Genomic DNA, 21603 nt, shown 5'->3' with positions numbered 1-21603 from the left:
AATACCCAGAGCGGGATTCGAACCCGCATGATAAAATCACTGGATTTTGAGTCCAGCGCGTAAACCTATTCCGCCATCTGGGTAAAAATATTAATTTGATATATTATAATTTTTGATTGATGAAAAAAATTTAATATATCATTATTGATGATATCTTTATGTAAATATATAACTCTTTTAATCTTAGATTGATAAATTAATTTACTACATTCTTTACATGGAAAATGTGTAATATATAAAAAAGCTCCTTCACAAGATTTATAAGAAATAGTCAATTTTAAAATAGCATTAGCTTCTGCATGTAAAACATACCATTTAGTATTTCCATTTGTATCTTCACATATATTATCAAATACACTAGGAGTTTTATTATATCCATTAGATATAATACGATTGTTTTTAACAATAATAGCTCCTACTTTTTTTTTTTACAAAAAGATAATTTAGAATATTGTATAGCTACATTCATATAATAAATATCATACTTTTTGTTATAAATTTTTTGATTCATTCGAAGATTTTTTATATTCAATGAATATGAAAAAAATATATAGTTTACGCAATATAAAGATTAAGTATTTAATTTATAAAAGATATGATAAAAAAATATTCCTTGTGGAAGGAGTAAAAGAATTTGAAATGGCTATCAAAGGGAATTTCTCCCCTATAGAAATATTTATTTGTAAAAAAATATTTAATCAGTATGATATTATTAAACCTTTTAATCATCTTGTAATTTTTATTAGTTTTAAAATATTTAAAAAATTAGCATATAGAAAAAATTCAGGTGGAATTATTTCTTTATTTAAAGAAAAAATTTTTAATAAAATAAAACATATAAAAATTCCTAAAAATCCTTTTATTTTAATATTAGATGGAATAGAAAAACCAGGGAATTTGGGATCTATATTACGTACAGCAGATGCAGTAGGAGTCCATTTGATTATATTGTGTAATATGAAAACATATATTTTTAACAAAAATGTGATTAGATGTAGTTTAGGAAGTGTTTTTACAAAAAAAATTTTTATAGAAGAAACAAATTCTATTATTTCTTGGCTTAAAGAAAAAAAAATAACAATTTTAGTTTTAGGATTTCATAAAAAATCTATACAATTATATAATACTAAAATTACTTCAAATTTAGCTATAGTTTTAGGATCAGAAAAAAAAGGGGCATCTAATATTTGGTTTAAAAATGCTGATAAAATAATTACTATTCCTATGTTTGGACAAATTGATTCTTTGAATGTAAGTAATGCATTATCTATTATACTATATGAGGGTATTAGACAAAGAAAATATACTACTACTTATTAGCTAGAGATAAAATTTTGTATATTTTGTTTTTCATATACATGATCTATTTTTAATTTTTTATTTTTTGAAGCTTGTATAGATAATCGATCACAATAATCATTAATATAATTAAGTCCATGACTTTTAATCCATTGAAATGAAATAAAATGTTGAGAAAAAATATCTAAAAATCGAATCCATAAATCAACATTTTTCTTTTTATAAAAATTATTTTTTTTCCATTTATCAATCCAATTATTTTGAATAGTATTTATGATATATTTAGAATCCGTAAATACAACAATATTTTGTTTTTTTTTTGAAATTTTTTCTAAACCAATGATGACAGCTAATAATTCCATACGATTATTTGTTGTATAACGAAATCCTTCAGAAATAATTTTTCTATAATAAGTCCCTATTTTTTCTATAAAAGTAGCATATCCTCCAGGGCCAGGATTACCTTTAGAAGATCCATCGGTATATATATGAATTGAATGATTATTTACCATTATTATTTTTTAATTTTTTCTTTTTCAAATTTTTCTAGTTGGTATTTAATTAAATTGAAACATTTTTTTTTTAAAAAATTTTTATCTTTTAAAGATAAATTTGTTGTAGATATAGAATGATGTTGTTTAATTCTTATTTTTCCAGGAGCCCCTTTTATAAAAGGAAAACTAGGAAATTTTGTTTTTATATCTGCAATAGTAAATGGAATAATAGGAATTTTTTTTTTGATAGCAATAAAAAAAGCACCACTTTTAAAAGTATCTAAAAAAATAGATGATTTAGGAACTCTCCCTTCTGGAAAAATACAAACACTTTTTCCAGAATCTACTTTTTCTTGTATTTTTTTAAATACTTTCATGCAACTGAATAAATTTTTTCTATCGATTAATATATTACTTTTTCTATAAACAAAACCAAAAAAAGGAAGTTTAGCTAATTCTGCTTTTCCTAGAAAAACTAAAGGATGATGTCTCATTAAAGAATAAATTAACATTATATCCATAATAGAACTATGATTACTAATGATGACATATTGTTTATTTTTATCTAATATTTCTTTATCTTTTTCTAAAACATACCAAAATCCCATAAGAAAGAGATTCCATCTAGCCCATATTTGATGAAACCAATATGCAATGTGATAATATTTATCCTTAAAAAGAAATGGGATAGAAGCTCCAGCCCATAATGGAATTAAAAATATATTGATAAAAAAAAACCAAGAACGCCATAATAATATTAATGATTGTTTAATAATTTTCATTAAAAAACTAAATTAATAAAAAAATCTGATATTTATTAAATAATCTAATAAAAATCATTCTTCATACATTATGTATACATTAGGAGAATTTATTATAGAAAATAGAGATCGCTTTACTTATTCTACAGAATCTTTATTAAGATTGTTTAGTTCTATAAAATTAGCGGCTAAAGCAATTAATAAGGAAGTAAATAAAGCAGGGTTAACTGAAAAAATAGGAAGTACAGGGATAACTAATGTTCAAGGAGAAAATCAACAAAAATTGGATAATTTTGCACATAAGGTTTTCATTGAATCATTTAAAAGTAGAAATGTAGTTTGTGGAATTGCTTCAGAAGAAAGTAAAGATTTTATATTAATTGGAGAAAATGAAAATATAGGACAAAATAAATATATTGTTTTAATTGATCCACTAGATGGTTCTTCTAATATAGATGTCAATGTATCTATTGGAACTATATTTTCAGTATATATAAGAAAATCTTCTATGCAAATAGATTTATCTATAGAAGATTTTTTACAAAAAGGGAATCAACAAATACTATCCGGATATATTATTTATGGATCTTCCACTATATTAGTTTATACTACAGGAAATGGAGTGCATGGCTTTACATTAGATCCTTCAGTTGGAACTTTTTATTTATCTCATCCTAATCTTCATTTTCCTAAAATAGAAAAAATTTATTCTATTAATGAAGGAAATTATGAAAGATTTCCTAAAGGAATTAAAAATTTTATAAAATATTGTCAAGAAAAAAAAGAAAGTCGTCCATATACAGCACGATATATTGGATCTTTAGTTGGAGATTTTCATAGAAATATGATACAAGGTGGAATATATATTTATCCTCAAACAGCTCATTCGCCAAATGGAAAATTAAGATTACTTTATGAATGTAATCCTATAGCTTTTTTAACAGAACAAGCAGGTGGAAAAGCTTCTGATGGAAAAAAAAGGATTCTCGATATAGAACCTTTATATTTACATCAAAGAACTCCATTTATTTGTGGATCTTTTTCTATGGTTTCTAAATTAGAAGAATTTATAAAAATTGAAACAAATAATAATAAATGAAAATTTTTTCATTAAAAAAAAATGTAGGAGATATTCTAGAATATGGAAATTTTTTATCAGTATTTCCTATTAAAATAGCTTATTTTTTAGAAAAAAGAAAAAAAAAAACTACATTAATAAAATTAATTGGTATTTTAGTAAAAAAAAAAATATTCAAAAAATCTGTTCATAGAAATAAAATAAAACGCTTATTCCGAGCTTCACTTTTATTTAATAAATATATTTTAGAACAAAAAATAAATTTTAACAAAATATATATAGTTTTTATTTATAAGGGTTTATTTTTACCGACATTTAAAATAATTGATACATCTATTAAAAAAATATTAAATCAAATTCATTAAAGTTACAACACTCCCCTTTATATAAATAATTGACGAGCATTAGATCCAAAAATTTTTACTGCAAAAGCTAATAAAACAATTCCAAATATTTTTTTTAAAATATCTAAACCATTATTTCCTATTTTTTGAGCAATAATATCACATTTCTCTAAAACGAAATAAACTACTATCATATTCAAAATAAGAGATAAAAGAATAATATTGACATCATAAGTAGTTCTTAAAGAAATTAAAGTAGTTAACGATCCTGGTCCAGCTATAAGTGGAAATGCTATTGGGACAATAGAAGTTTGAGCATTATTATTTATTTTATGAAGATCTATTCCTAATATCATTTCTAATCCAATTAAAAATAAAACAATAGATCCTGCTATAGAAAAAGAGTGTACATCTATTCCAATAATTTTTAGAAGAGGTTGTCCTAAAAATAAAAAAGATAAAAATATCAAAAGTGAAGTGATAATTACTTTTTTAGTTTCTATAATATTTCCTTTAGATTTAAACCCCATAATAATAGGTGCGTTCCCTAGAATATCTATGATACTAAAAAGAATCATAAAACAACTGATTAATGAATTAATCCATTCCATAAAATTTTATATTCTATTGTTCATTATATTATCTATTACAAATTAAACAAAAATATAATGAATACTATTAATTTTTTTTAAAAAAAAGATTTAAAGTCCATTTTCATATGCTTTCCATCCTGCTTCTCTATATTTTTCTGCTAAAATTTTTGGATTATTGGATTGATATATAGCTTTTCCTACAATAATAAAATCACTTTTATTTTTTTTAAAAGCTTGATTAGGATGAATATATATATTTCCTTTATTCTTTGAAATAGTAAAATGTATACCAGGAGTAAATAATAATAATCTATCATCTACTTTTCTTTGTGCAACAGTTCCAATAACTTTTGGATTTTTTAAAGAAATATTTAAAGCTTTTTTTATATATGAATCATCAGATAATCTTCCATTAGAAGACATTTCTGATACCGTAATTAATCCCATATGAGAAGGTATCTTTAAATTTTTTATACTATCACTTCCCGAAATAACATGTACTGTAATTACATCAGCCCAAGATGATATTTTATGTATTCCATGATGTAATTGAAGATAATTGGTATGGCCTACATCACAGAATTTTCTATCTTCAAATAATAAAAATTTTTTTTCTATAGAAATTTTTTTAAGTAATGTAATGAAAGAAAATGAAAAATCACTAATAATATCTACATGAAGTTTTAATCCACAAATTATATCTCCAATTAAATTTACTAATTTTAAAATATTTTTAGAATGTATTAAATCTGCAGAAAATATTAAATTAGTTTTTTTTTTTAATGTTATTTCAAGAAGTTTTTTTCCTATTGGATGAATTATTTTTTCTTTTTTTTCTTCGTAAGAAATACGTTTTTTTTGTATTTTATTATTTTTTTTTTTAAAAAATTGAATAATATGTATTTCTTTTTTTTTTAAAAGATGTTTCTGTTTTAACATATTTAAAATTTCTTTAATACGAAATAAAGTTTGTATATTAAAACCTCTATTTTTTAGATTATCTATTCCTCCTTGTTCACGATCAAGAATGGATAAAATATTTTGTATAATTAATCCTTCTTTTTCAAGATCTATTATAGTTTTTAATAAACTATCTCCACTAGTTATGACATCTTCTATGAGAAGACAATTTTGTCCTTTTTTGTAAATACCTTCTATCATTTTTTTTGTTCCATATCCTTTATTTTCTTTTCTTTTAATAATTAAAGGGATATTAGATCTTAAAGATACAGTGGTAGCTATAGGTAAAGCAGCATAAGGGACTCCACAAATTAATTCAAATGTGTGAGATGAAACTTCTTTAAGAAGTAAATCCGATAATTTAATTAATAAATTTGGTCTAGAAGCAATTGGACGAAAGTCTATATAGATAGGGGAACTTATTCCACTTTTTAATGTAAAATGACCAAATTTAATAATTCCTAATTGATAAATTTTTAAAAAAAATTGTTCTTTTTCTTCCATAAAAAACCTATTTTGATAAAGTTATAAATTTTATCCTTTTAGGATTCGTATATATTTAACATCATGAAAAAAATAGATATTTCTACTAATATTAATGGTATAAAATTAAATCCCTGTATTATGAACGCATCAGGAATACTTTGTACTACAGAAAAAGAATTATCGGATCTTATTCATAGTTCTTCTGGGGCTTTAATTACAAAAAGTTGTACCATAAAATCTAGAAAAGGGAATTTGTCACCAAGATATTTTGAATGGGATATAGGCAGTATTAATTCTATGGGATTACCAAATCTTGGAATTGATTTTTATTTAAATTTTTTTGAAAAAAAAAAATATAAAAAACCATTTTTTTTATCCTTATCAGGATTTTCTTTAGAAGAAAATTATCTTCTTCTTCGTAAAGCAAATTTTTCTTCTAAAATTAATGCTATAGAATTAAATATATCTTGTCCTAATATTTTTAAAAAAAATACAATATTAGGATATAATTTTTCTAAAATTTCACATTTTTTTAAAAATTTATTTAAATTTTATAAAAAACCTTTAGGAATTAAATTACCTCCATATTTTGAGGATATTCATTTTAGAAAAATGGCATTAATTTTAAATAAATATCCTATTCATTTTGTTACTTGTATTAATAGTTTACCAAATGGTCTTTTTATTGATTTTAATAAAGAATCCGTAGTGATTAAACCAAAAGAAGGATTTGGTGGTATTGGAGGTAGATCTATTAAACCATTTGCATTAGCTAATATTCGTAAATTTTATACTTATCTTCGTAAAGATATTGCTATCATAGGATGTGGTGGCATTTCGACTGGAAAAGATATATTTGAACATCTATTATGTGGAGCATCGGCAGTTCAAGTTGGAACACAATTTTTAAAAGAAGGACCAACGGTATTTGATAGATTAATTAAAGAATTAATATATATTTTGAAAAAAAAAAATTATTCCTCTATTAATGAAATTATAGGAAAATTAAATTTTTTTAATAAGATTTAGAAAAAACAACTCTTTGAATAGAAGGTTTACCTGAATAAATACATTTTCCAATTTCTTTTGTATATTTTATAGGGATAAAACGGATAGTAGCTTCTGTTTCCTTTTGAATTTTTTTTACAGTATTAATTGTTCCATCCCAATGAGAAAAAATAAACCCACCGGTATTTTTTATTTTTTCTTTAAAATCTTCATAATTATCCGAATTAATACTTAATTTTTTTTTTCTATTTAAAGCTCTTTGATAGATATTATTTTGTATTTTTTCAAGTATTTTTGGTATCATTAAACTTATTTTATTAAAAGATATATATATTTTTTCATAAGTATCTCTTCGTACAATTTCTATTTGTTCTTTTTTAATTTCATTTTTTCCTATATGAATTCTTATAGGAATACCTTTCATTTCGTATTCATTAAATTTCCATCCAGGAGTAAAAAATTCTCTATTATCATATTTTACACTAATACCTTTAATTTCAATATTTTTTTTTATTTTTTCAACAATTTCATTAATTTTATTTAATTCGTTTTTATTTTTAAAAATAGGAATAATAACAATTTGAATCGGCGCTATTTTTGGAGGTAATATTAAACCATTATTATCGGAATGTAACATAACTAATCCACCTATTAATCTAGTAGAAACTCCCCATGAAGTCCCCCATACATATTCTTTTATACCATTTTTATTAGTAAATTTAACATCAAAAGCTTTAGAAAAATTTTGTCCAAGAAAATGAGAAGTTCCAATTTGTAAAGATTTTCCATCTTGCATAAGAGCTTCAAGACAATAAGTAATTTCCGATCCAGAAAATTTATCCATATATGGTTTTATTCCTTGTACTACGGGAATTGCCATATATTTTTCCGAAAAATGAGTATATAAATTTAATATTTTTTTAGATTCTTCTATTGCTTCTTTTTTATTAGAATGTGCCGTATGTCCTTCTTGCCATAAGAATTCAGAAGTTCTTAAAAATAAACGAGTACGCATTTCCCATCTAATAGCGTTACCCCATTGATTAAAAAGTATAGGAAGATCTCTATAAGAATGAATCCATCTTCGGTAAGTTTCCCATACAATACTTTCAGAAGTAGGTCTAATAACTAATTCTTCTTTTAATTTAGATTTTGTATCTATTACTAATTCTTCTTTATTTTTATTGTCATTTTTTAATTTATAATGCGTAACTATAGCACATCCTTTGGAAAAATTTTGAATATGTTGTTTTTCTTTTTCAAAAAAAAATTTAGGAATAAGTAAAGGAAAATAAACATTTTTATGTCCTGTTACTTTTAACATTTTATCTAATTTTTTTTTTATCATTTCCCATATAGAAAAACCATATGGTTTAATAATCATAAAACCACGAATTCCAGAATAATCTGCTAATCCAGATTTTATGATAATATCATTATACCATTTAGAATAATCTTTACGTTTTTGAGTTAATTTATCCATATAAAAATAAATTAAAGGATATGCTTTTTTAAAAGATAAAAAATTATTTTTAATTCTTCTTATAGAGCATTTAATTTTTATAAATTAGCAATGAATAAAAAAATATGATAATATGGCACATCCTAAAAGAAGACAATCTAAATCTAGAAAAAATAAAAGAAGAACACATATAAAAATTAAAGAACCTTTATTAGTTAAATGTTCTTTAACTTCTAAAAAACATTTATATCATCATGCATATTGGCATGATAACAAACTTTATTATAAAGGAAAAATAGTATTAGAAAAATAATCCTATTTATGGATTTAAAAAATATTCAATCATTTATTCAATTTATTTCTCAATTAGAAATTGATGAAATCAAAATTAAAATAGGAGAAACTAAAATTTATATTAAAAATAAAATTGTTAATCAAAAAAATAAAAAATCATTAAATCCAATTTTAAGAAATATTTCTACCTCCTATAGAAGTTCAGATATTTCTGATAGATTTTCTAAATTAGAATCTGAATTAAAAGATGATAAAAAAAATAAATTTCAAACTATTCAATCTCCGATGATTGGAACTTTTTATAGAAAACCTCATCCAGATAAAAAACCTTTTGTAAAAATAGGAGATAATATTAAAATAGGAACTAAAGTTTGTGTTATAGAAGCGATGAAATTATTTAATGATATAGAATCTGAAGTAGAAGGAAAAATTATTAAAATTCTTGTAGAAGATGCATCTCCAGTTGATTATGATCAACCATTATTTATTATTTTAACAACTTCTTAGTTTTTTTTATGTTTAAAAAAATATTAATTGCTAATAGAGGTGAAATTGCTTTACGAATTATACGTACTGCTAAAGAAATGGGAATAAAAACAGTCGCTGTATATTCTACAGCAGATAAACATAGTCTTCATGTTTATTTTGCTGATGAAGCTGTATGTATTGGGCCTCCTTCTCCATATAAATCTTATTTAAATATTCCTAATTTAATATCTGCGGCAGAAATAACTAATGCAGATGCGATTCATCCTGGATATGGGTTTTTATCTGAAAATGCATATTTTTCATCTATGTGTCAAAAACATGGAATTAAATTTATTGGTCCATTACCTAATCATATTATTCAAATGGGAAATAAAATTGCAGCTAAAAAAAACATGAAAAAAGCTGGAATTTTATGTTTACCTGGATATGATTGTTTTTTTGATGCTTCTTATAAAGAAATAGAAAAAATTGTAGAAAAAATAGGATATCCAATTATAATTAAATCGATTTCTGGAGGAGGAGGAAAAGGAATTAGATCTGTTTTAGATAAAAAAAAATTACAATCTTCTTGGGTAGAAGCTAAAAAAGAGGCTTTATCTTGTTTTGGTAAAACTAATATGTATATAGAAAAATTAATTATCAATCCAAGACATATAGAAATACAAATTATTAGTGATCAGTATGGAAAAACTTGTCATTTATCTGAAAGAGATTGTTCTATTCAACGTAGAAATCAAAAATTAGTAGAAGAAGCTCCTTCTCCATTTTTAACTACATATTTAAGAAAAAAAATTGGTAATAATGCAATTAAAGCGGCTGAATTTATTCATTATGAAGGAGTGGGTACTATAGAATTTTTAGTAGATAAAAATCATAATTTTTATTTTATGGAAATGAATACTAGAATACAAGTAGAACATCCTATTACAGAAGAAATAACTGGGTTAGATCTTATACAAGAACAAATTTTTATAGCTAATGGAAAAAAACTTTCTAATAAAAATTTTTATCCAAAAATGTATTCTATAGAATGTAGAATTAATGCAGAAGAGCCTTTTAAAAATTTTCGTCCAGTTCCTGGAAAAATTACTCAAATGCATTTACCAGGAGGAAAAGGAGTACGAGTAGATACTCATGTTTATGCTGGATATATAGTTCCACATTATTATGATTCTATGATTGCTAAAATTATTACTACCGCAAAAAGTAGAAAAGAAACTATTGAAAAAATGTTAAGATCATTAGAAGAGTTTATTATAGAAGGAATTCCTACGACAATCCCTTTTCATAGAAAAATTATGAAAAATAATGATTTTTTAAAAGGAAATTATCATACAAATTTTATAGATACACTTTTATAGATGAAATTATTATATTATTTATTTTCTATTTCCGATAATTTTAAATAATTAATCATTTTTTGAATATTTCCATTCATAAAACCAACAAGATCATAAATAGATTTATGAATTCTATGATCTGTGACTCTCCCTTTAGGATAATTATAGGTACGTATTTTTACGGAACGATCTCCTGTAGAGACTAAAGATTTTCTTTTTATAGATTGTTCTTGAAATTTTTTTTCCATTTGCTTTTGATAAATACGAGATCGTAAAACGTTCATCGCTTTTTCAAAATTTTTATGTTGAGAACGTTCTTCTTGACATTCTACAGTAATTTTACTTGGAATATGGGTTAATCTAACAGCAGATTCTGTTTTATTTACATGTTGTCCTCCAGATCCGCTAGATCTAAATGTATCTTTTTTAATATCGGATGAATTAATATTCATTTCTATATCTTGAATTTCTGGAAGAACAGCCACAGTTATAGCAGAAGTATGTACTCTTCCTTGAGATTCTGTTTTTGGTATTCTTTGGACCCTATGAACTCCAGATTCAAATTTTAAATTTCCATAAACTCCTATTTTGTTATTTCCAATAACATTTAAAATGATTTCTTTATACCCTTTAACACCTCCTTTTTGAATATGTATAATTTCGTATTTCCAATTCATCTCTTTGAAATACATGATATACATTCGCAATATATCTTCTACAAAAAGACAAGCTTCATCTCCACCGGTTCCAGAACGTAATTCTAAAATAGCATTTCTATCATTATTTTTATTTATGTCATTTAAATAAAGATTATAAAATTTTCTTTCAATTAAAGATAAATCTTCTAAAATTTTATTTTTTTCTAAAAAAGCCATTTCTTTCATTTCAGGATCATAATCTATTTTTAAAATAGTATTAGCTTCTTTTAAAGAAATTAATTTTTTTTTATATATATCATATATCTTTACTATTTTATTTAATTTTTTATATTTTTTTAAAAAAAATTTATATTTTTTTGAATTAGATAGAACATCTTTTTGAAGAATATATTTTGAAATTTTATGAAATTCTTTCTCTAAAATTTCAAATTTGTTAATTAATGAAGTTTTTTTCATTATTATATTCTATTCATAGAATAAATTAATTCTAAATCTTTTTTTATAGATTTATTTGAAAGATATAAAAACAATATAGATAATAAAATAAAAAAGTTCATTTTTATTAAAAAAAATGATGGATAATATGAAAAAAAAATAATTTTTAGTATAAAAATTATACTATTTAAAAGTATATTAAAAGAATTTAAAAATATTTGTAGTTTTCTTTTTTTAAAAGAAAGAAAACTACAAATAGATAAAAATAAACATATAATTAAAAAAATTAACAGTATTTTTTTTAAAAAAAATGGATTTTTTTTTTGTAAATATAAATATAAAGAAATATTAGATAATACTATAGATATAAATAAATAAAAAGATTGTATTCGATAAAATATAGGATTTAACATATTAAAAAATATTTTATAATTTTTTATTAAAGTTTAAATTAAGTATAATTGTATTTATCGTATTTATATAATTATTTCTAAGCCAAGAATGGCAAATATAAAATATAACCCAATTACTTTATGTTTGATATTACTGAATTAAAAAGTAAAAAACTTTTTGAATTACAGGAGATTGCTCGTTCTTCAGGATTAAAAAAATGTACACAACTACGAAAAAACGAGCTCCTAGAAAAAATTATTTCCATTTTTAACAAAAAAAAAATACCTCCATTATCTTCTTCAAAGATAGAAAATTCTTCTTTAAAAAAAATATTTAAAGAACGTAAAAATTCTGAATCTAAAAATAGATATTTAGAAAATATTCATGGAAAAAAAAAATTAACTTCTAAAGAATATTTAAAATCGTCTTATAATAAAAAAAAAAATAAAGAAGAATCTGTAAAATATCAGAAAAAATATTTTCAAAATTGGAAAAAAAATGACAGATCAGAAAATATAATATCTTCTATCCCAAAAATTGGTGTATCTAAAAAAAATTCTAATAAATATAGAACACCTGAATATGAATTTGAAGGAATTATAATTAGTGAAGGAGTATTAGAAATTATGCAAGAAAATTATGGTTTTTTAAGATCTTCTGATTTTAATTATTTATCATCTCCTGATGATATTTATGTTTCTCAATCTCAAATTAGACTGTTTTGTATGAAAACAGGAGATACTCTAAGAGGAGAAGTTCGTCCTCCTAAGGATGGAGAAAAATATTTTCCTTTAATTAAAATTATTGAAATTAATGGAAGACCTCCTAATTTTGTAAGAGAAAGAAATTCTTTTGAACATCTGACTCCACTTTTTCCAAATGAAAAATTTAAATTAGCTGAAAAAAATGCAACTCTTTCTACTAGAATAGTAGACCTATTTACTCCTATAGGAAAAGGACAACGAGGAATGATTGTCGCTCCTCCAAAAACAGGTAAAACTACTTTATTAAAAGAAATAGCTAATGCTATTGCCGCTAATCATCCAGAAGTATATTTAATTATATTATTAATTGATGAACGTCCAGAAGAAGTCACAGATATGCAAAGAAATGTAAAAGGAGAAGTAATTGCTTCTACTTTTGATGAACCAGCAGATAGACATGTTAAAGTTGCAAATATTGTATTACAGAAAGCAAAAAGAATGGTAGAATGTTCTCATGATGTAGTAATTTTATTAGATTCTATAACACGTTTAGCACGTGCATATAATACTGTAGCTCCTGCATCTGGAAAAGTTTTATCTGGTGGTGTAGATGCTAATGCGTTACATAGACCAAAAAGATTTTTTGGTGCAGCTAGAAATATAGAAAATGGAGGATCTTTATCCATTATAGCTACAGCAATGATTGATACAGGATCTAAAATGGATGAAGTTATTTTTGAAGAATTTAAAGGAACAGGAAATAAAGAACTTCAATTAGATAGAAAAATTGCTAATAAAAGAATTTATCCAGCTATTGATTTAGTTTCTTCTAGTACTAGAAAAGATGATTTGTTATTAGATACTCATACAGTACAAAGAATGTGGATTTTACGTAAACATCTTTCTGATATGAATCCTGTAGAAGCTATGGAATTTTTAAGATCACGTATAGCTAGAACTAAAAATAATAAAGAATTTTTAATATCTATGAATGGATAAAAAATTTAATTAATATTTGATTTTGTATAGTAAAAATATTATATTATAGAAATTAATCGCGGGATGGAGCAGTTGGTAGCTCGTCGGGCTCATAACCCGAAGGTCATAGGTTCGAGTCCTATTCCCGCTATTCATTATACTTCATCATTATTTTTTTATGATATTTTTTTATTTTTGTGGAATTGTAGTAAGTTCTATGATTTTTTTTATATTTTTTTTAAAAAATAAATTCAAAGATCAAAAAAATGAATATTATAAAATATTTCAATATGATAGAAAAGAATTTAATAATGTTTTAAAAGAGTTTAAAGAAGAACTGATATTATCTATAAAAGAATTTAAAAATTCTATTAATGATAAAATTTATTTTTATATTGATAATCAATCAAATAAATTAAATTTTTTTCATAAAGAACAAGAAAAACTTGTAAAAAGTACAGAAAAAAAATTAGAAGAAATAAGAGAAAATGTTAATGAAAAACTTCAAAAATCTTTAAATATCCATTTAGGTAAATCTTTTGAAATTATTGGGAATCAATTACATTTTTTACAAGAAGGATTAGGAGATATGAAAAATTTGGCAAAAAATGTGAATGCTTTAAAAAGAACATTAAATCATGTAAAAATATGTGGAAGTTTTAGTGAAATGCAATTATCAATGTTATTACAACAAATTTTATCTCCAGAACAATATGCTTGTAATGTTATAACTAAATCTAGTACAAATTATGTAGTAGAATTTGCTATTAAACTTCCAGGACTTGAAGATGGAAATATTATATGGTTACCAATTGATGTAAAATTTCCAAAAGAAACTTATGAAAAAATACAAGAAGCTTATAATATTGGAGAAAAAAAACAAATAATAATAGCTAAAAAAAACATGGAATCTGTTTTAAAAAGAATGTCTAAAGATATTCAATATAAATATATAGATCCTCCACATACTACTGATTTTGCCATTATTTTTTTACCTTTTGAAGGAATATACGCAGAGATTGTAAAAAATTCAAGTTTATTAGAAGAATTACAAAGAAAATATAAAATTATTATTACCGGTCCATCTACATTAGCTGCTATGTTAAATAGTTTACAGATAGGGTTTCGTACTTTAGCTATTCAAAAAAGAAGTTCTGAAGTTTGGAAAATTTTAGAAATTGTGAAACAAGAATTTACTCATTTTGGAATATTACTTCATAAAGCACAAGATAAATTACAGGCAGCTTCTAAAGATATAGACAAAGTAATGGGGGTACGTAAAAATGTTATTGAAAAAAAATTAAAAGATATAGAAAACTATTAATTAACTAGCGGAGAGAAAGGGATTCGAACCCTTGACACTATTATATTGTGAACACGCTTTCCAAGCGTGCGCCTTAATCCTCTCGGCCATCTCTCCAATAAAAGTAAGACTATAAGCCGGATTCTGTTTTTATACCTATCATTTATCTAGGATATAGGTTGCCCTATATCTCAATCTGCCTACCCCCCAGTATCAACCGAGCTAGTTTTCCGGTATATATGGCATTTCACCGTACAGAGTTTACATGATTTCACTACAGCAATAATCTGTATATTCTTTCTGTTGCACTATTCCTCACCTTACGGTGTATGGGTGTTACCCATTGTACTGCTCTATGGTGTCCGGACTTTCCTCATTTTAAAAAAATCAATGCGATAGGACGTCTTACTTTTTATTTTTAATTAAATTAGAATAAATATTATTTATATTTTTATTTTTTATTTTTAATTCTTCAATAAAATTTAATATTTTTTTTTCTTTTTCTTTTAAAATAATTTTTGTATGTTTAGCAATATGTTTAATTGTAGATATATGAATAATTTTTAATTTTTTTAGATAATTTTTCATAGACCCAAAAAATTTAAACTTAGTATATATATAAATCATATTGTTATTTTTTATAAAATCTTGTGCTCCAAAATCAATTACCATAAGTTCAAAATTTTCTAGTGACCCATTAATATTTTTTTTTTTTATAGAAAAAAAACCTATACGATCAAATAAATGAATTAATTCTCCATTATTACATAATCTACCTCCTTTTTTATTAAAAAAAGATTTTATATTATTATAAGTCGTTTTTATACTGTTGTCGGTATTACATTCTATAATTAAACTAATTCCATGAATTTGTCCTTCTAAGTTAAAATTTTGATAATTATTAGTTTTTTTTGGTAAAGCATTTTTTATTGCTTTTTCTATAGTATGTTTAGGAATATTAATAGCTTTAGCATTGAAAATTGCATTTTTTAAACGAAAAAAAGTTTTATTTCCCCCTGATTCTTTAGCTGCAATGGATATTTCTTTAATTATTTTAGAAAATTTTTTAGATTTTATAAAATCTTTATGAGATTTTCTATGTTGTATATTAGTCCATTTGCTATGTCCTGACATGGTTATAATATGAATTTTATTTAATTTAGTAAAAAAAATAATTATGTCAAAAGTTTGTGAATTAACAGGAAAAAAAGCAATGATAGGAAATAAAGTTTCTCATGCAAATAATAAAAATAAACGTTTTTTTAAAATAAATTTATGTAAAAAACGTTTTTTTTTAATAAAAGAAAAAAAATGGATAAAATTAAAAATTTGTACTTATGCTATAAAAATTATTAATAAAATTGGAATTGAAAAAGCATTAAAACGTTTTAATTATAATTATAAAAAATAAATGGGAAAAAAAGGAAATAGAATACAAGTAATATTAGAATGTATTGAACAAAAAAAAAGTGGAATTTCTGGATCCTCTAGATATATTACTACAAAAAATAAAAAAAACACTCCAAATAGAATAAAATTAAAAAAATATAATCCTATATTAAAAAAATATACAATTCATAAAGAAATTAAATAATTATGTCTAAAAAAATTGTTAAAAATAAAAAAAAAGAAAATTTAAAAAAAATTATTTTAGCTATTCGAACAGTTAAATCTAAAAAATCTGGTTCTTATACTTTTGAAAAAAAATTTTTACCATATAATGAAGTAAAAAATTTTTTCCAAAAAAATGATATTTATTAATGAAATGTTTTTGTTAAATAAAAAAAAGGAAACATTTGATTTTGAATTAAAAAAAACTAAAAAAACTTTTTTTTCTAAAATCAAAAATTTTTTTTTCAAAAAATCAAAATTAAATAAAAATTATTTAGAAGAGATAGAAGAAATATTATTATCTGCAGATATTGGAACAAAAACTACTATAAAAATCATTAATAATTTTGAAAAAAGAATTCAAAAAGAACAATATCGAAATGTACAAGAATTATATAAATTTCTTCAAGAAGAAATTGAATTACTTATAAATTTCAATAATACATGTTTAGAAAATAAAATAAAATTAAAAAAAAAACCATATGTAATTATGATGATTGGGGTAAATGGAGTAGGAAAAACAACCACTATTGGGAAATTAGCATTTTATTTTAAAAAACAAGGTTTAAAAGTTATTATAGGTGCTTCTGATACATTTAGAGAAGCTGCTATAAATCAATTAGAAATATGGGCAAATAAAGTAAATGTTCCATTAATTAAACAACATATGTATGCAGATCCAGCTTCTGTTGCATACGATACTTTATTATCTGCTAAATCTAAAAATATGGATGTTGTATTAATTGATACAGCTGGTAGATTACAAAATCGTGTTAATCTTATGGAAGAACTTGCTAAAATAAGCAGAGTCATGAAAAAAGTAATTGATCAATCCCCTCATGAAATTATATTAATTTTAGATGCTTCTACTGGTCAAAATGCTTTTGAACAAGTAAAAAAATTTACTGATTTTGTAAAAGTTACTTCTATTATTCTAACTAAATTAGAAGGGACTGCTAAAGGTGGAGTAGTTATAGGAATTATGGATCAATTTAAAATACCTATTCAATATATTGGAGTAGGTGAAAAAAAACATGATTTAAAAAAATTTAATGGAAAAGAATTTATTAATTCTTTTTTTCGGATATAAACAAAATATTTAATAAGTATGAAAAAAAATAAAATTAGTGTTACTTCAGATAATATTTTTCCTATTATTAAAAGATTTCTTTATTCGGATAAAGAGATTTTTTTACGAGAATTAGTTTCTAATGCAACAGATGCGATTTTAAAATTAAAAACTATAGCAAGAATAGGAAAAATAGAAGAAATTAATAATAATTTTAAAATAAAAATAAAAATAAATAAAAATAATAAAACTATTCATATTATTGATAATGGAATAGGAATGACTATAGAAGAAGTAGAAAAATATATAAATCAAATAGCTTTTTCTGGAGCAGAAGAATTTATTCAAAAATATAAAGATCAAAGTAGTAGTATATCTAATTCTATTATTGGCCATTTTGGATTAGGTTTTTATTCTACTTTTATGGTATCTAATAAAGTAGTTATTTTGACTCAATCTTATAAAAAAGAACAACATTCCGTATTTTGGTCATGTGATGGAACTCCAAATTTTATTCTTAGAAAAAAAATGGAAAAAAGAAAAAGAGGAACGGAAATAATTCTTTTGATGAATGAAGAAAATAAAGAATTTTTAGAATATGATTTTATTTTAAAATTATTACATAAATATTGTAAATTTATGCCTATTCCCATTTCTTTATCAAAAGAAGATGATAAAGAAACTGTTATTAATAATATTTTTCCTGCTTGGAAAAAAAATCCAATGCATTTAAATAATAAAGATTATTTAAATTTTTATCATGAATTATATCCAAATCAATTAGAGGATTCTTTATTTTGGATTCATCTAAATATAGATCATCCTTTTAATTTAACAGGTATTTTATTTTTTCCAAAAATAGAAAATAAAATAGATTTTCAAAAAGAAAAAATACATTTATACCAAAATCAAGTTTATATTACGGATAATTTAGAAGGAATTGTTCCAGATTTTCTTAGTTTATTAAAAGGAGTAATTGATTCTCCTGATATTCCTCTTAATGTGTCACGTTCTCATTTACAACACGATACATCTGTTAAAAATATATCTAAATATATTACAAAAAAAGTTGCAGATAAACTTTATTTTCTTTTTAAAAAAGATAGAAAAAATTTTGAAAAAAAATGGAAATATATAAAAATTATTGTCGAATATGGAATGATTAGTATAGAAAAATTTTTTGATAAAGTAAATAAATTTTTTCTTTATTTTACAACTAATGGATTATTTTTTACTCTAGAAGAATTAAAAGAAAAAATTAAAAATATTCAAAAAAATAAAGAAGGAAAAATTATTTTTCTATATGCTACAAATAAAGAAAAACAATATAGTTCTATTAAAGAAGCAGAAGATAGATCTTATCAAGTGTTAATTTTCAATAGTCCTATGACAGTACATTTAATACAAAAATTAGAATTTTTTCATAAAGATATTTCTTTTGTTAGCGTAGATTCCGATCATATTGATAAATTAATTAATCAAAAAGAAGAAAAGTATTTTTCTGCACTTTCAGAAAAAGAAAAAAAAGATTTAAAAAAGATTATAAAAAATAATTTAATAAATGAATATAATAAATTTTCTATAAAATTAGAAATTTTATCACAAAAAGATAATCCTTTTTTTATTATTATTCCAGAATACTTAAGAAGAATAAAAGAAATGAATTCTATGGGAAAAAGCATCATTAACAATGATGATGAAAAATTATATCAATTAATAATAAATATTAATCATCCATTCATAAAAAAAATATTAATAGAATTAGATGAAAATAAAAAAAGAGACCTCATTCAAGAGGCTTTAAATTTAACTCTTTTATCAAAAAATTTATTACGTGGAAAAAATCTTAATATTTTTATATCTAAAAAATTAAAAGATTTAGTAAATAAATAAATTATTTATGAAATTTTCTTAATTTAATATTTGTTAATATTTTTTTAGTATATATGGGAAAATCTGAATTTTGTATCCATCCATAATAATTTGGATCTTTTTCAAATATTTCGTATACTTTTTCTCCTTTATATTTTCCAAAATTAAAAATTTCATTTCCTTCTTCATCGATTTTTATAAAACCAGCTAAATCTGCTAAATTTTTTGTATGAGAAAATTGATTTAAACTTTTTACATCTGTTTTTAGATTTTCATATTTTTCTAATTGTGCTAATAATATTTCATATGTAGCATATGTGTCTACTTTAGAACTATGAGCTTTCATTAAATTTTTTTTACAAAAATATTTATAAGCAGCAGAAAGTGTTCTAGGTTCCATTTTATGAAAAATTACTTGAACATCTATTGTTTTATATTTTTTTATATCAAAAGATATTCCAGCACGAAGCATTTCTTCTACTAAAAGAGGTATATCAAATCTATTAGAATTATAACCAGCTAAATCTGTATTTTTTATCATTCTAAGAATAGAAAGAGCTATATCTTTAAATTCTAGTTTTCCTGCGACATCTTCATCTTTAATTCCATGAATAGCAGTTGATTTTGGTGGAATAGGAATACCAGGAAAAATTAACCAAGTTTTATCTTCTTTATTTCCATTTGGAAATATTTTTAAAATAGAAATTTCTATAATCCTATCTTTACCAATATTGATTCCTGTAGCTTCTATATCAAAGAAACAAATAGGACGATAAAGTTGTAATTTCATGTTTTTTTAATGTAATTTTTTCTATTATTATTAAATCGATCAAAATAAATTGAAGTTATAAGGTAAAAAATAATAATGCATGGTAAAGAAACTATTTGTAAAGTTAATAAAAGAAATATACTTATTATTAAAAATACATAACGTTTTTTATTTTTTTTCCAAGAATAACCATTAAAAATAAAAGAAAACATTAATATTTTAGATATTAAAAAATAACAGGAAAAAAAAATTATAAATAATATTGTCATAGGATAAGAAAATATTATTTTTTTCACAAAAATTGTACTATAATTAGTACTAGGAATAAATAATATAACAGATAAAGAAGTAAAAAATAAAGTATTGATTGGAGTATTTAATCCATAAGTATATCTATTTTTACTAATATTAAAATTAGCTAAACGACATGCAGAAAATATAGTAATTAAAAAGGAAGACCATTCAACAAATGGAATTTTTATATTAATTTTTTTTAATAAAAAAAAAATTATTATAGATGGAACTATTCCAAAAGAAATTATATCTGCTAAGGAATCTAATTCTTTACCAAATTTATTTTCAATTTTCATAAATCTAGAAAAAAATCCATCTAAAAAATCACAAATTAATGAAAATATAGTACAAATAAAAGAAAATTTAAAATTTTTGTATTGTATAAGTATTATTATAGAAATACATCCAAAAAATAAATTTAATAAAGTAAAAATATTAGGAATATTTTTACGTATAATTTTTATAAACATAAATAATAATATTTCATGATTAATTTTTTTTATGAAATTTCTAATTTTTCTATTAAAAATAAATTTATCTTAATTCAAGATATTTCTATGATTTTCAAAAATGAAGGAGGTAAAATAGGGAATATTAATTATATTTTTTGTAGTGATGATTATCTTTTAAAAATCAATAAAAAATATTTAAAAAAAAATTATTATACAGATGTCATTGCTTTTTCTTTTTTGGATAAATATAAATATATATCAGGAGATATATTTATTAGTATAGATAGAGTTTTATATAATTCTAAAAAATGGAATCAATTATTTCATATTGAATTAAAACGTGTAATGATACATGCTTTATTACATTTTTTAGGATATGATGATAAAAATCAAATTAATAAAAAATTAATGAAAAAAAAAGAAGAGTTTTATTTAATTTTATTTCAATTTTGAAAA

26 protein-coding genes, 3 tRNA genes and 1 other RNA gene are annotated in these 21603 nt (G+C 22.4%); 16 read left to right on the top strand and 14 right to left on the bottom strand.

The window, feature by feature from the left end:
* Positions 1-2: 2 nt before the first annotated feature.
* Positions 3-83, bottom strand: a tRNA-Leu gene (locus tag H0H56_RS00665).
* Positions 66-386, bottom strand: a complete 321-nt coding sequence (locus H0H56_RS00660; RefSeq protein WP_317167314.1) for a deaminase — start codon at positions 384-386, stop codon at positions 66-68. Before H0H56_RS00660 ends, H0H56_RS00665 begins: the two co-directional genes overlap by 18 nt.
* A gap of 151 nt (positions 387-537) precedes the next feature.
* Here H0H56_RS00660 and H0H56_RS00655 point away from each other — a divergent pair, with 151 nt between their 5' ends.
* On the top strand, positions 538-1320 hold the full coding sequence (locus H0H56_RS00655; RefSeq protein WP_185873953.1) for an RNA methyltransferase: 783 nt from the start codon (positions 538-540) through the stop codon (positions 1318-1320).
* On the opposite strand, the gene H0H56_RS00650 is transcribed toward H0H56_RS00655, so the two are convergent.
* Together H0H56_RS00650 and H0H56_RS00645 are read right to left on the bottom strand one after the other, a co-directional pair.
* Complete coding sequence (locus tag H0H56_RS00650) at positions 1317-1811, bottom strand: ribonuclease HI (protein WP_185873952.1); 495 nt, start codon at positions 1809-1811, stop codon at positions 1317-1319. The two genes, H0H56_RS00655 and H0H56_RS00650, sit on opposite strands and share 4 nt — an antisense overlap.
* Positions 1812-1813: 2 nt before the next feature.
* Positions 1814-2575: a lysophospholipid acyltransferase family protein gene (locus H0H56_RS00645; protein WP_185873951.1), complete on the bottom strand. Its 762-nt coding sequence runs from the start codon at positions 2573-2575 to the stop codon at positions 1814-1816.
* A gap of 70 nt (positions 2576-2645) precedes the next feature.
* Between H0H56_RS00645 and fbp the strand changes: the two genes are divergently transcribed.
* Together fbp and H0H56_RS00635 are read left to right on the top strand one after the other, a co-directional pair.
* The gene (gene fbp, locus H0H56_RS00640) at positions 2646-3653 is read left to right on the top strand and encodes a class 1 fructose-bisphosphatase (RefSeq protein WP_185873950.1); all 1008 of its coding nucleotides are present in this window, start codon (positions 2646-2648) and stop codon (positions 3651-3653) included.
* Positions 3650-3997, top strand: coding sequence for a ribonuclease P protein component (locus H0H56_RS00635; protein WP_185873949.1), 348 nt, complete (start codon positions 3650-3652; stop codon positions 3995-3997). The genes fbp and H0H56_RS00635 overlap by 4 nt, the downstream gene beginning before the upstream one ends.
* Positions 3998-4014: 17 nt before the next feature.
* Here the strand turns inward: H0H56_RS00635 and H0H56_RS00630 are convergent, their stop codons facing one another.
* The gene (locus H0H56_RS00630; protein ID WP_185873948.1) at positions 4015-4587 is read right to left on the bottom strand and encodes a MarC family protein; all 573 of its coding nucleotides are present in this window, start codon (positions 4585-4587) and stop codon (positions 4015-4017) included.
* Between the two features lie 90 nt (positions 4588-4677).
* Positions 4678-6033: an orotidine-5'-phosphate decarboxylase gene (pyrF, locus tag H0H56_RS00625; protein ID WP_185873947.1), complete on the bottom strand. Its 1356-nt coding sequence runs from the start codon at positions 6031-6033 to the stop codon at positions 4678-4680.
* Between the two features lie 63 nt (positions 6034-6096).
* Here pyrF and H0H56_RS00620 point away from each other — a divergent pair, with 63 nt between their 5' ends.
* Complete coding sequence (locus H0H56_RS00620; protein WP_185873946.1) at positions 6097-7044, top strand: dihydroorotate oxidase; 948 nt, start codon at positions 6097-6099, stop codon at positions 7042-7044.
* Here the strand turns inward: H0H56_RS00620 and proS are convergent.
* Positions 7031-8506 (bottom strand): proline--tRNA ligase, encoded by a 1476-nt coding sequence (gene proS, locus H0H56_RS00615; RefSeq protein ID WP_185873945.1) that lies wholly within the window; start codon positions 8504-8506, stop codon positions 7031-7033. The genes H0H56_RS00620 and proS overlap by 14 nt on opposite strands.
* A 112-nt stretch (positions 8507-8618) precedes the next feature.
* Between proS and rpmF the strand changes: the two genes are divergently transcribed.
* From rpmF to accC, 3 genes are read left to right on the top strand one after another with little or no spacing between them, the layout of a single operon-like run.
* On the top strand, positions 8619-8798 hold the full coding sequence (rpmF, locus tag H0H56_RS00610) for a 50S ribosomal protein L32 (protein ID WP_185873944.1): 180 nt from the start codon (positions 8619-8621) through the stop codon (positions 8796-8798).
* A gap of 8 nt (positions 8799-8806) precedes the next feature.
* Positions 8807-9286 (top strand): acetyl-CoA carboxylase biotin carboxyl carrier protein, encoded by a 480-nt coding sequence (gene accB, locus H0H56_RS00605; RefSeq protein WP_185873943.1) that lies wholly within the window; start codon positions 8807-8809, stop codon positions 9284-9286.
* Between the two features lie 8 nt (positions 9287-9294).
* Positions 9295-10629, top strand: coding sequence for an acetyl-CoA carboxylase biotin carboxylase subunit (gene accC, locus H0H56_RS00600; protein WP_185873942.1), 1335 nt, complete (start codon positions 9295-9297; stop codon positions 10627-10629).
* A 14-nt stretch (positions 10630-10643) separates the two neighbouring features.
* On the opposite strand, the gene prfA is transcribed toward accC, so the two are convergent.
* Together prfA and H0H56_RS00590 are read right to left on the bottom strand one after the other, a co-directional pair.
* On the bottom strand, positions 10644-11723 hold the full coding sequence (gene prfA, locus H0H56_RS00595; protein WP_185873941.1) for a peptide chain release factor 1: 1080 nt from the start codon (positions 11721-11723) through the stop codon (positions 10644-10646).
* A gap of 2 nt (positions 11724-11725) precedes the next feature.
* Positions 11726-12115 (bottom strand): DUF4293 family protein, encoded by a 390-nt coding sequence (locus tag H0H56_RS00590; protein WP_238858481.1) that lies wholly within the window; start codon positions 12113-12115, stop codon positions 11726-11728.
* Between the two features lie 120 nt (positions 12116-12235).
* Here H0H56_RS00590 and rho point away from each other — a divergent pair, with 120 nt between their 5' ends.
* The 3 genes from rho to H0H56_RS00575 all read left to right on the top strand — a co-directional run bounded on the left by rho (position 12236) and on the right by H0H56_RS00575 (position 15101).
* Positions 12236-13798, top strand: coding sequence for a transcription termination factor Rho (gene rho, locus H0H56_RS00585; RefSeq protein WP_185873940.1), 1563 nt, complete (start codon positions 12236-12238; stop codon positions 13796-13798).
* 57 nt (positions 13799-13855) lie between these two features.
* Positions 13856-13928: transfer RNA gene (locus tag H0H56_RS00580), tRNA-Met, on the top strand.
* Positions 13929-13955: 27 nt separating this feature from the next.
* Positions 13956-15101, top strand: a complete 1146-nt coding sequence (locus H0H56_RS00575; protein WP_185873939.1) for a DNA recombination protein RmuC — start codon at positions 13956-13958, stop codon at positions 15099-15101.
* Positions 15102-15109: 8 nt separating this feature from the next.
* Here the strand turns inward: H0H56_RS00575 and H0H56_RS00570 are convergent.
* From H0H56_RS00570 to H0H56_RS00560, 3 genes are all read right to left on the bottom strand, one after another.
* Positions 15110-15197 (bottom strand) — tRNA-Ser (locus H0H56_RS00570).
* Positions 15198-15492, bottom strand: an RNA gene (gene rnpB, locus H0H56_RS00565) — RNase P RNA component class A.
* Complete coding sequence (locus tag H0H56_RS00560) at positions 15486-16214, bottom strand: YebC/PmpR family DNA-binding transcriptional regulator (protein WP_185873938.1); 729 nt, start codon at positions 16212-16214, stop codon at positions 15486-15488. The genes rnpB and H0H56_RS00560 overlap by 7 nt, the downstream gene beginning before the upstream one ends.
* A 43-nt stretch (positions 16215-16257) precedes the next feature.
* Between H0H56_RS00560 and rpmB the strand changes: the two genes are divergently transcribed.
* Genes rpmB through htpG form a run of 5 tightly spaced genes read left to right on the top strand, consistent with a single transcriptional unit; the run spans position 16258 to position 19653 of the window.
* A complete protein-coding gene (gene rpmB, locus H0H56_RS00555; RefSeq protein ID WP_185873937.1) occupies positions 16258-16491 on the top strand; it encodes a 50S ribosomal protein L28 in 234 nt (77 codons plus the stop codon).
* Positions 16492-16674, top strand: coding sequence for a 50S ribosomal protein L33 (rpmG, locus tag H0H56_RS00550; RefSeq protein WP_185873936.1), 183 nt, complete (start codon positions 16492-16494; stop codon positions 16672-16674).
* A gap of 2 nt (positions 16675-16676) precedes the next feature.
* Positions 16677-16841, top strand: coding sequence for a DUF4295 family protein (locus tag H0H56_RS00545; protein ID WP_185873935.1), 165 nt, complete (start codon positions 16677-16679; stop codon positions 16839-16841).
* Positions 16828-17781, top strand: coding sequence for a signal recognition particle-docking protein FtsY (gene ftsY, locus H0H56_RS00540; RefSeq protein ID WP_238858480.1), 954 nt, complete (start codon positions 16828-16830; stop codon positions 17779-17781). The genes H0H56_RS00545 and ftsY overlap by 14 nt, the downstream gene beginning before the upstream one ends.
* A gap of 18 nt (positions 17782-17799) precedes the next feature.
* The gene (gene htpG, locus H0H56_RS00535; RefSeq protein WP_185873934.1) at positions 17800-19653 is read left to right on the top strand and encodes a molecular chaperone HtpG; all 1854 of its coding nucleotides are present in this window, start codon (positions 17800-17802) and stop codon (positions 19651-19653) included.
* Between the two features lies 1 nt (position 19654).
* Here the strand turns inward: htpG and H0H56_RS00530 are convergent, their stop codons facing one another.
* Both H0H56_RS00530 and H0H56_RS00525 read right to left on the bottom strand, forming a co-directional pair.
* A complete protein-coding gene (locus H0H56_RS00530) occupies positions 19655-20422 on the bottom strand; it encodes a 3'-5' exonuclease (RefSeq protein ID WP_185873933.1) in 768 nt (255 codons plus the stop codon).
* A complete protein-coding gene (locus tag H0H56_RS00525; protein ID WP_317167311.1) occupies positions 20419-21165 on the bottom strand; it encodes a CDP-alcohol phosphatidyltransferase family protein in 747 nt (248 codons plus the stop codon). The genes H0H56_RS00530 and H0H56_RS00525 overlap by 4 nt, the downstream gene beginning before the upstream one ends.
* A gap of 15 nt (positions 21166-21180) precedes the next feature.
* On the opposite strand from H0H56_RS00525, the gene ybeY reads away from it, so the two are divergent.
* The gene (gene ybeY / locus H0H56_RS00520; protein WP_185873932.1) at positions 21181-21600 is read left to right on the top strand and encodes an rRNA maturation RNase YbeY; all 420 of its coding nucleotides are present in this window, start codon (positions 21181-21183) and stop codon (positions 21598-21600) included.
* Positions 21601-21603 lie beyond the last annotated feature (3 nt).

The sequence above is a fragment of the Blattabacterium cuenoti genome, assembly GCF_014252455.1.
Taxonomy (GTDB): domain Bacteria; phylum Bacteroidota; class Bacteroidia; order Flavobacteriales; family Blattabacteriaceae; genus Blattabacterium; species Blattabacterium cuenoti_R.
This window is presented reverse-complemented; position numbering and strand designations above follow the sequence as displayed.

Bases quoted from the DNA above. Each gene is read 5' to 3' on its own strand.
- H0H56_RS00655 (WP_185873953.1), top strand. From the start codon at position 538: ATGAAAAAAATATATAGTTTACGCAATATAAAGATTAAGTATTTAATT.
- H0H56_RS00650 (WP_185873952.1), bottom strand. From the start codon at position 1,811: ATGGTAAATAATCATTCAATTCATATATATACCGATGGATCTTCTAAA.
- H0H56_RS00645 (WP_185873951.1), bottom strand. From the start codon at position 2,575: ATGAAAATTATTAAACAATCATTAATATTATTATGGCGTTCTTGGTTT.
- fbp (WP_185873950.1), top strand. From the start codon at position 2,646: ATGTATACATTAGGAGAATTTATTATAGAAAATAGAGATCGCTTTACT.
- H0H56_RS00635 (WP_185873949.1), top strand. From the start codon at position 3,650: ATGAAAATTTTTTCATTAAAAAAAAATGTAGGAGATATTCTAGAATAT.
- H0H56_RS00630 (WP_185873948.1), bottom strand. From the start codon at position 4,587: ATGGAATGGATTAATTCATTAATCAGTTGTTTTATGATTCTTTTTAGT.
- pyrF (WP_185873947.1), bottom strand. From the start codon at position 6,033: ATGGAAGAAAAAGAACAATTTTTTTTAAAAATTTATCAATTAGGAATT.
- H0H56_RS00620 (WP_185873946.1), top strand. From the start codon at position 6,097: ATGAAAAAAATAGATATTTCTACTAATATTAATGGTATAAAATTAAAT.
- proS (WP_185873945.1), bottom strand. From the start codon at position 8,506: ATGGATAAATTAACTCAAAAACGTAAAGATTATTCTAAATGGTATAAT.
- rpmF (WP_185873944.1), top strand. From the start codon at position 8,619: ATGGCACATCCTAAAAGAAGACAATCTAAATCTAGAAAAAATAAAAGA.
- accB (WP_185873943.1), top strand. From the start codon at position 8,807: ATGGATTTAAAAAATATTCAATCATTTATTCAATTTATTTCTCAATTA.
- accC (WP_185873942.1), top strand. From the start codon at position 9,295: ATGTTTAAAAAAATATTAATTGCTAATAGAGGTGAAATTGCTTTACGA.
- prfA (WP_185873941.1), bottom strand. From the start codon at position 11,723: ATGAAAAAAACTTCATTAATTAACAAATTTGAAATTTTAGAGAAAGAA.
- H0H56_RS00590 (WP_238858481.1), bottom strand. From the start codon at position 12,115: ATGTTAAATCCTATATTTTATCGAATACAATCTTTTTATTTATTTATA.
- rho (WP_185873940.1), top strand. From the start codon at position 12,236: ATGTTTGATATTACTGAATTAAAAAGTAAAAAACTTTTTGAATTACAG.
- H0H56_RS00575 (WP_185873939.1), top strand. From the start codon at position 13,956: ATGATATTTTTTTATTTTTGTGGAATTGTAGTAAGTTCTATGATTTTT.
- H0H56_RS00560 (WP_185873938.1), bottom strand. From the start codon at position 16,214: ATGTCAGGACATAGCAAATGGACTAATATACAACATAGAAAATCTCAT.
- rpmB (WP_185873937.1), top strand. From the start codon at position 16,258: ATGTCAAAAGTTTGTGAATTAACAGGAAAAAAAGCAATGATAGGAAAT.
- rpmG (WP_185873936.1), top strand. From the start codon at position 16,492: ATGGGAAAAAAAGGAAATAGAATACAAGTAATATTAGAATGTATTGAA.
- H0H56_RS00545 (WP_185873935.1), top strand. From the start codon at position 16,677: ATGTCTAAAAAAATTGTTAAAAATAAAAAAAAAGAAAATTTAAAAAAA.
- ftsY (WP_238858480.1), top strand. From the start codon at position 16,828: ATGATATTTATTAATGAAATGTTTTTGTTAAATAAAAAAAAGGAAACA.
- htpG (WP_185873934.1), top strand. From the start codon at position 17,800: ATGAAAAAAAATAAAATTAGTGTTACTTCAGATAATATTTTTCCTATT.
- H0H56_RS00530 (WP_185873933.1), bottom strand. From the start codon at position 20,422: ATGAAATTACAACTTTATCGTCCTATTTGTTTCTTTGATATAGAAGCT.
- H0H56_RS00525 (WP_317167311.1), bottom strand. From the start codon at position 21,165: ATGTTTATAAAAATTATACGTAAAAATATTCCTAATATTTTTACTTTA.
- ybeY (WP_185873932.1), top strand. From the start codon at position 21,181: ATGATTAATTTTTTTTATGAAATTTCTAATTTTTCTATTAAAAATAAA.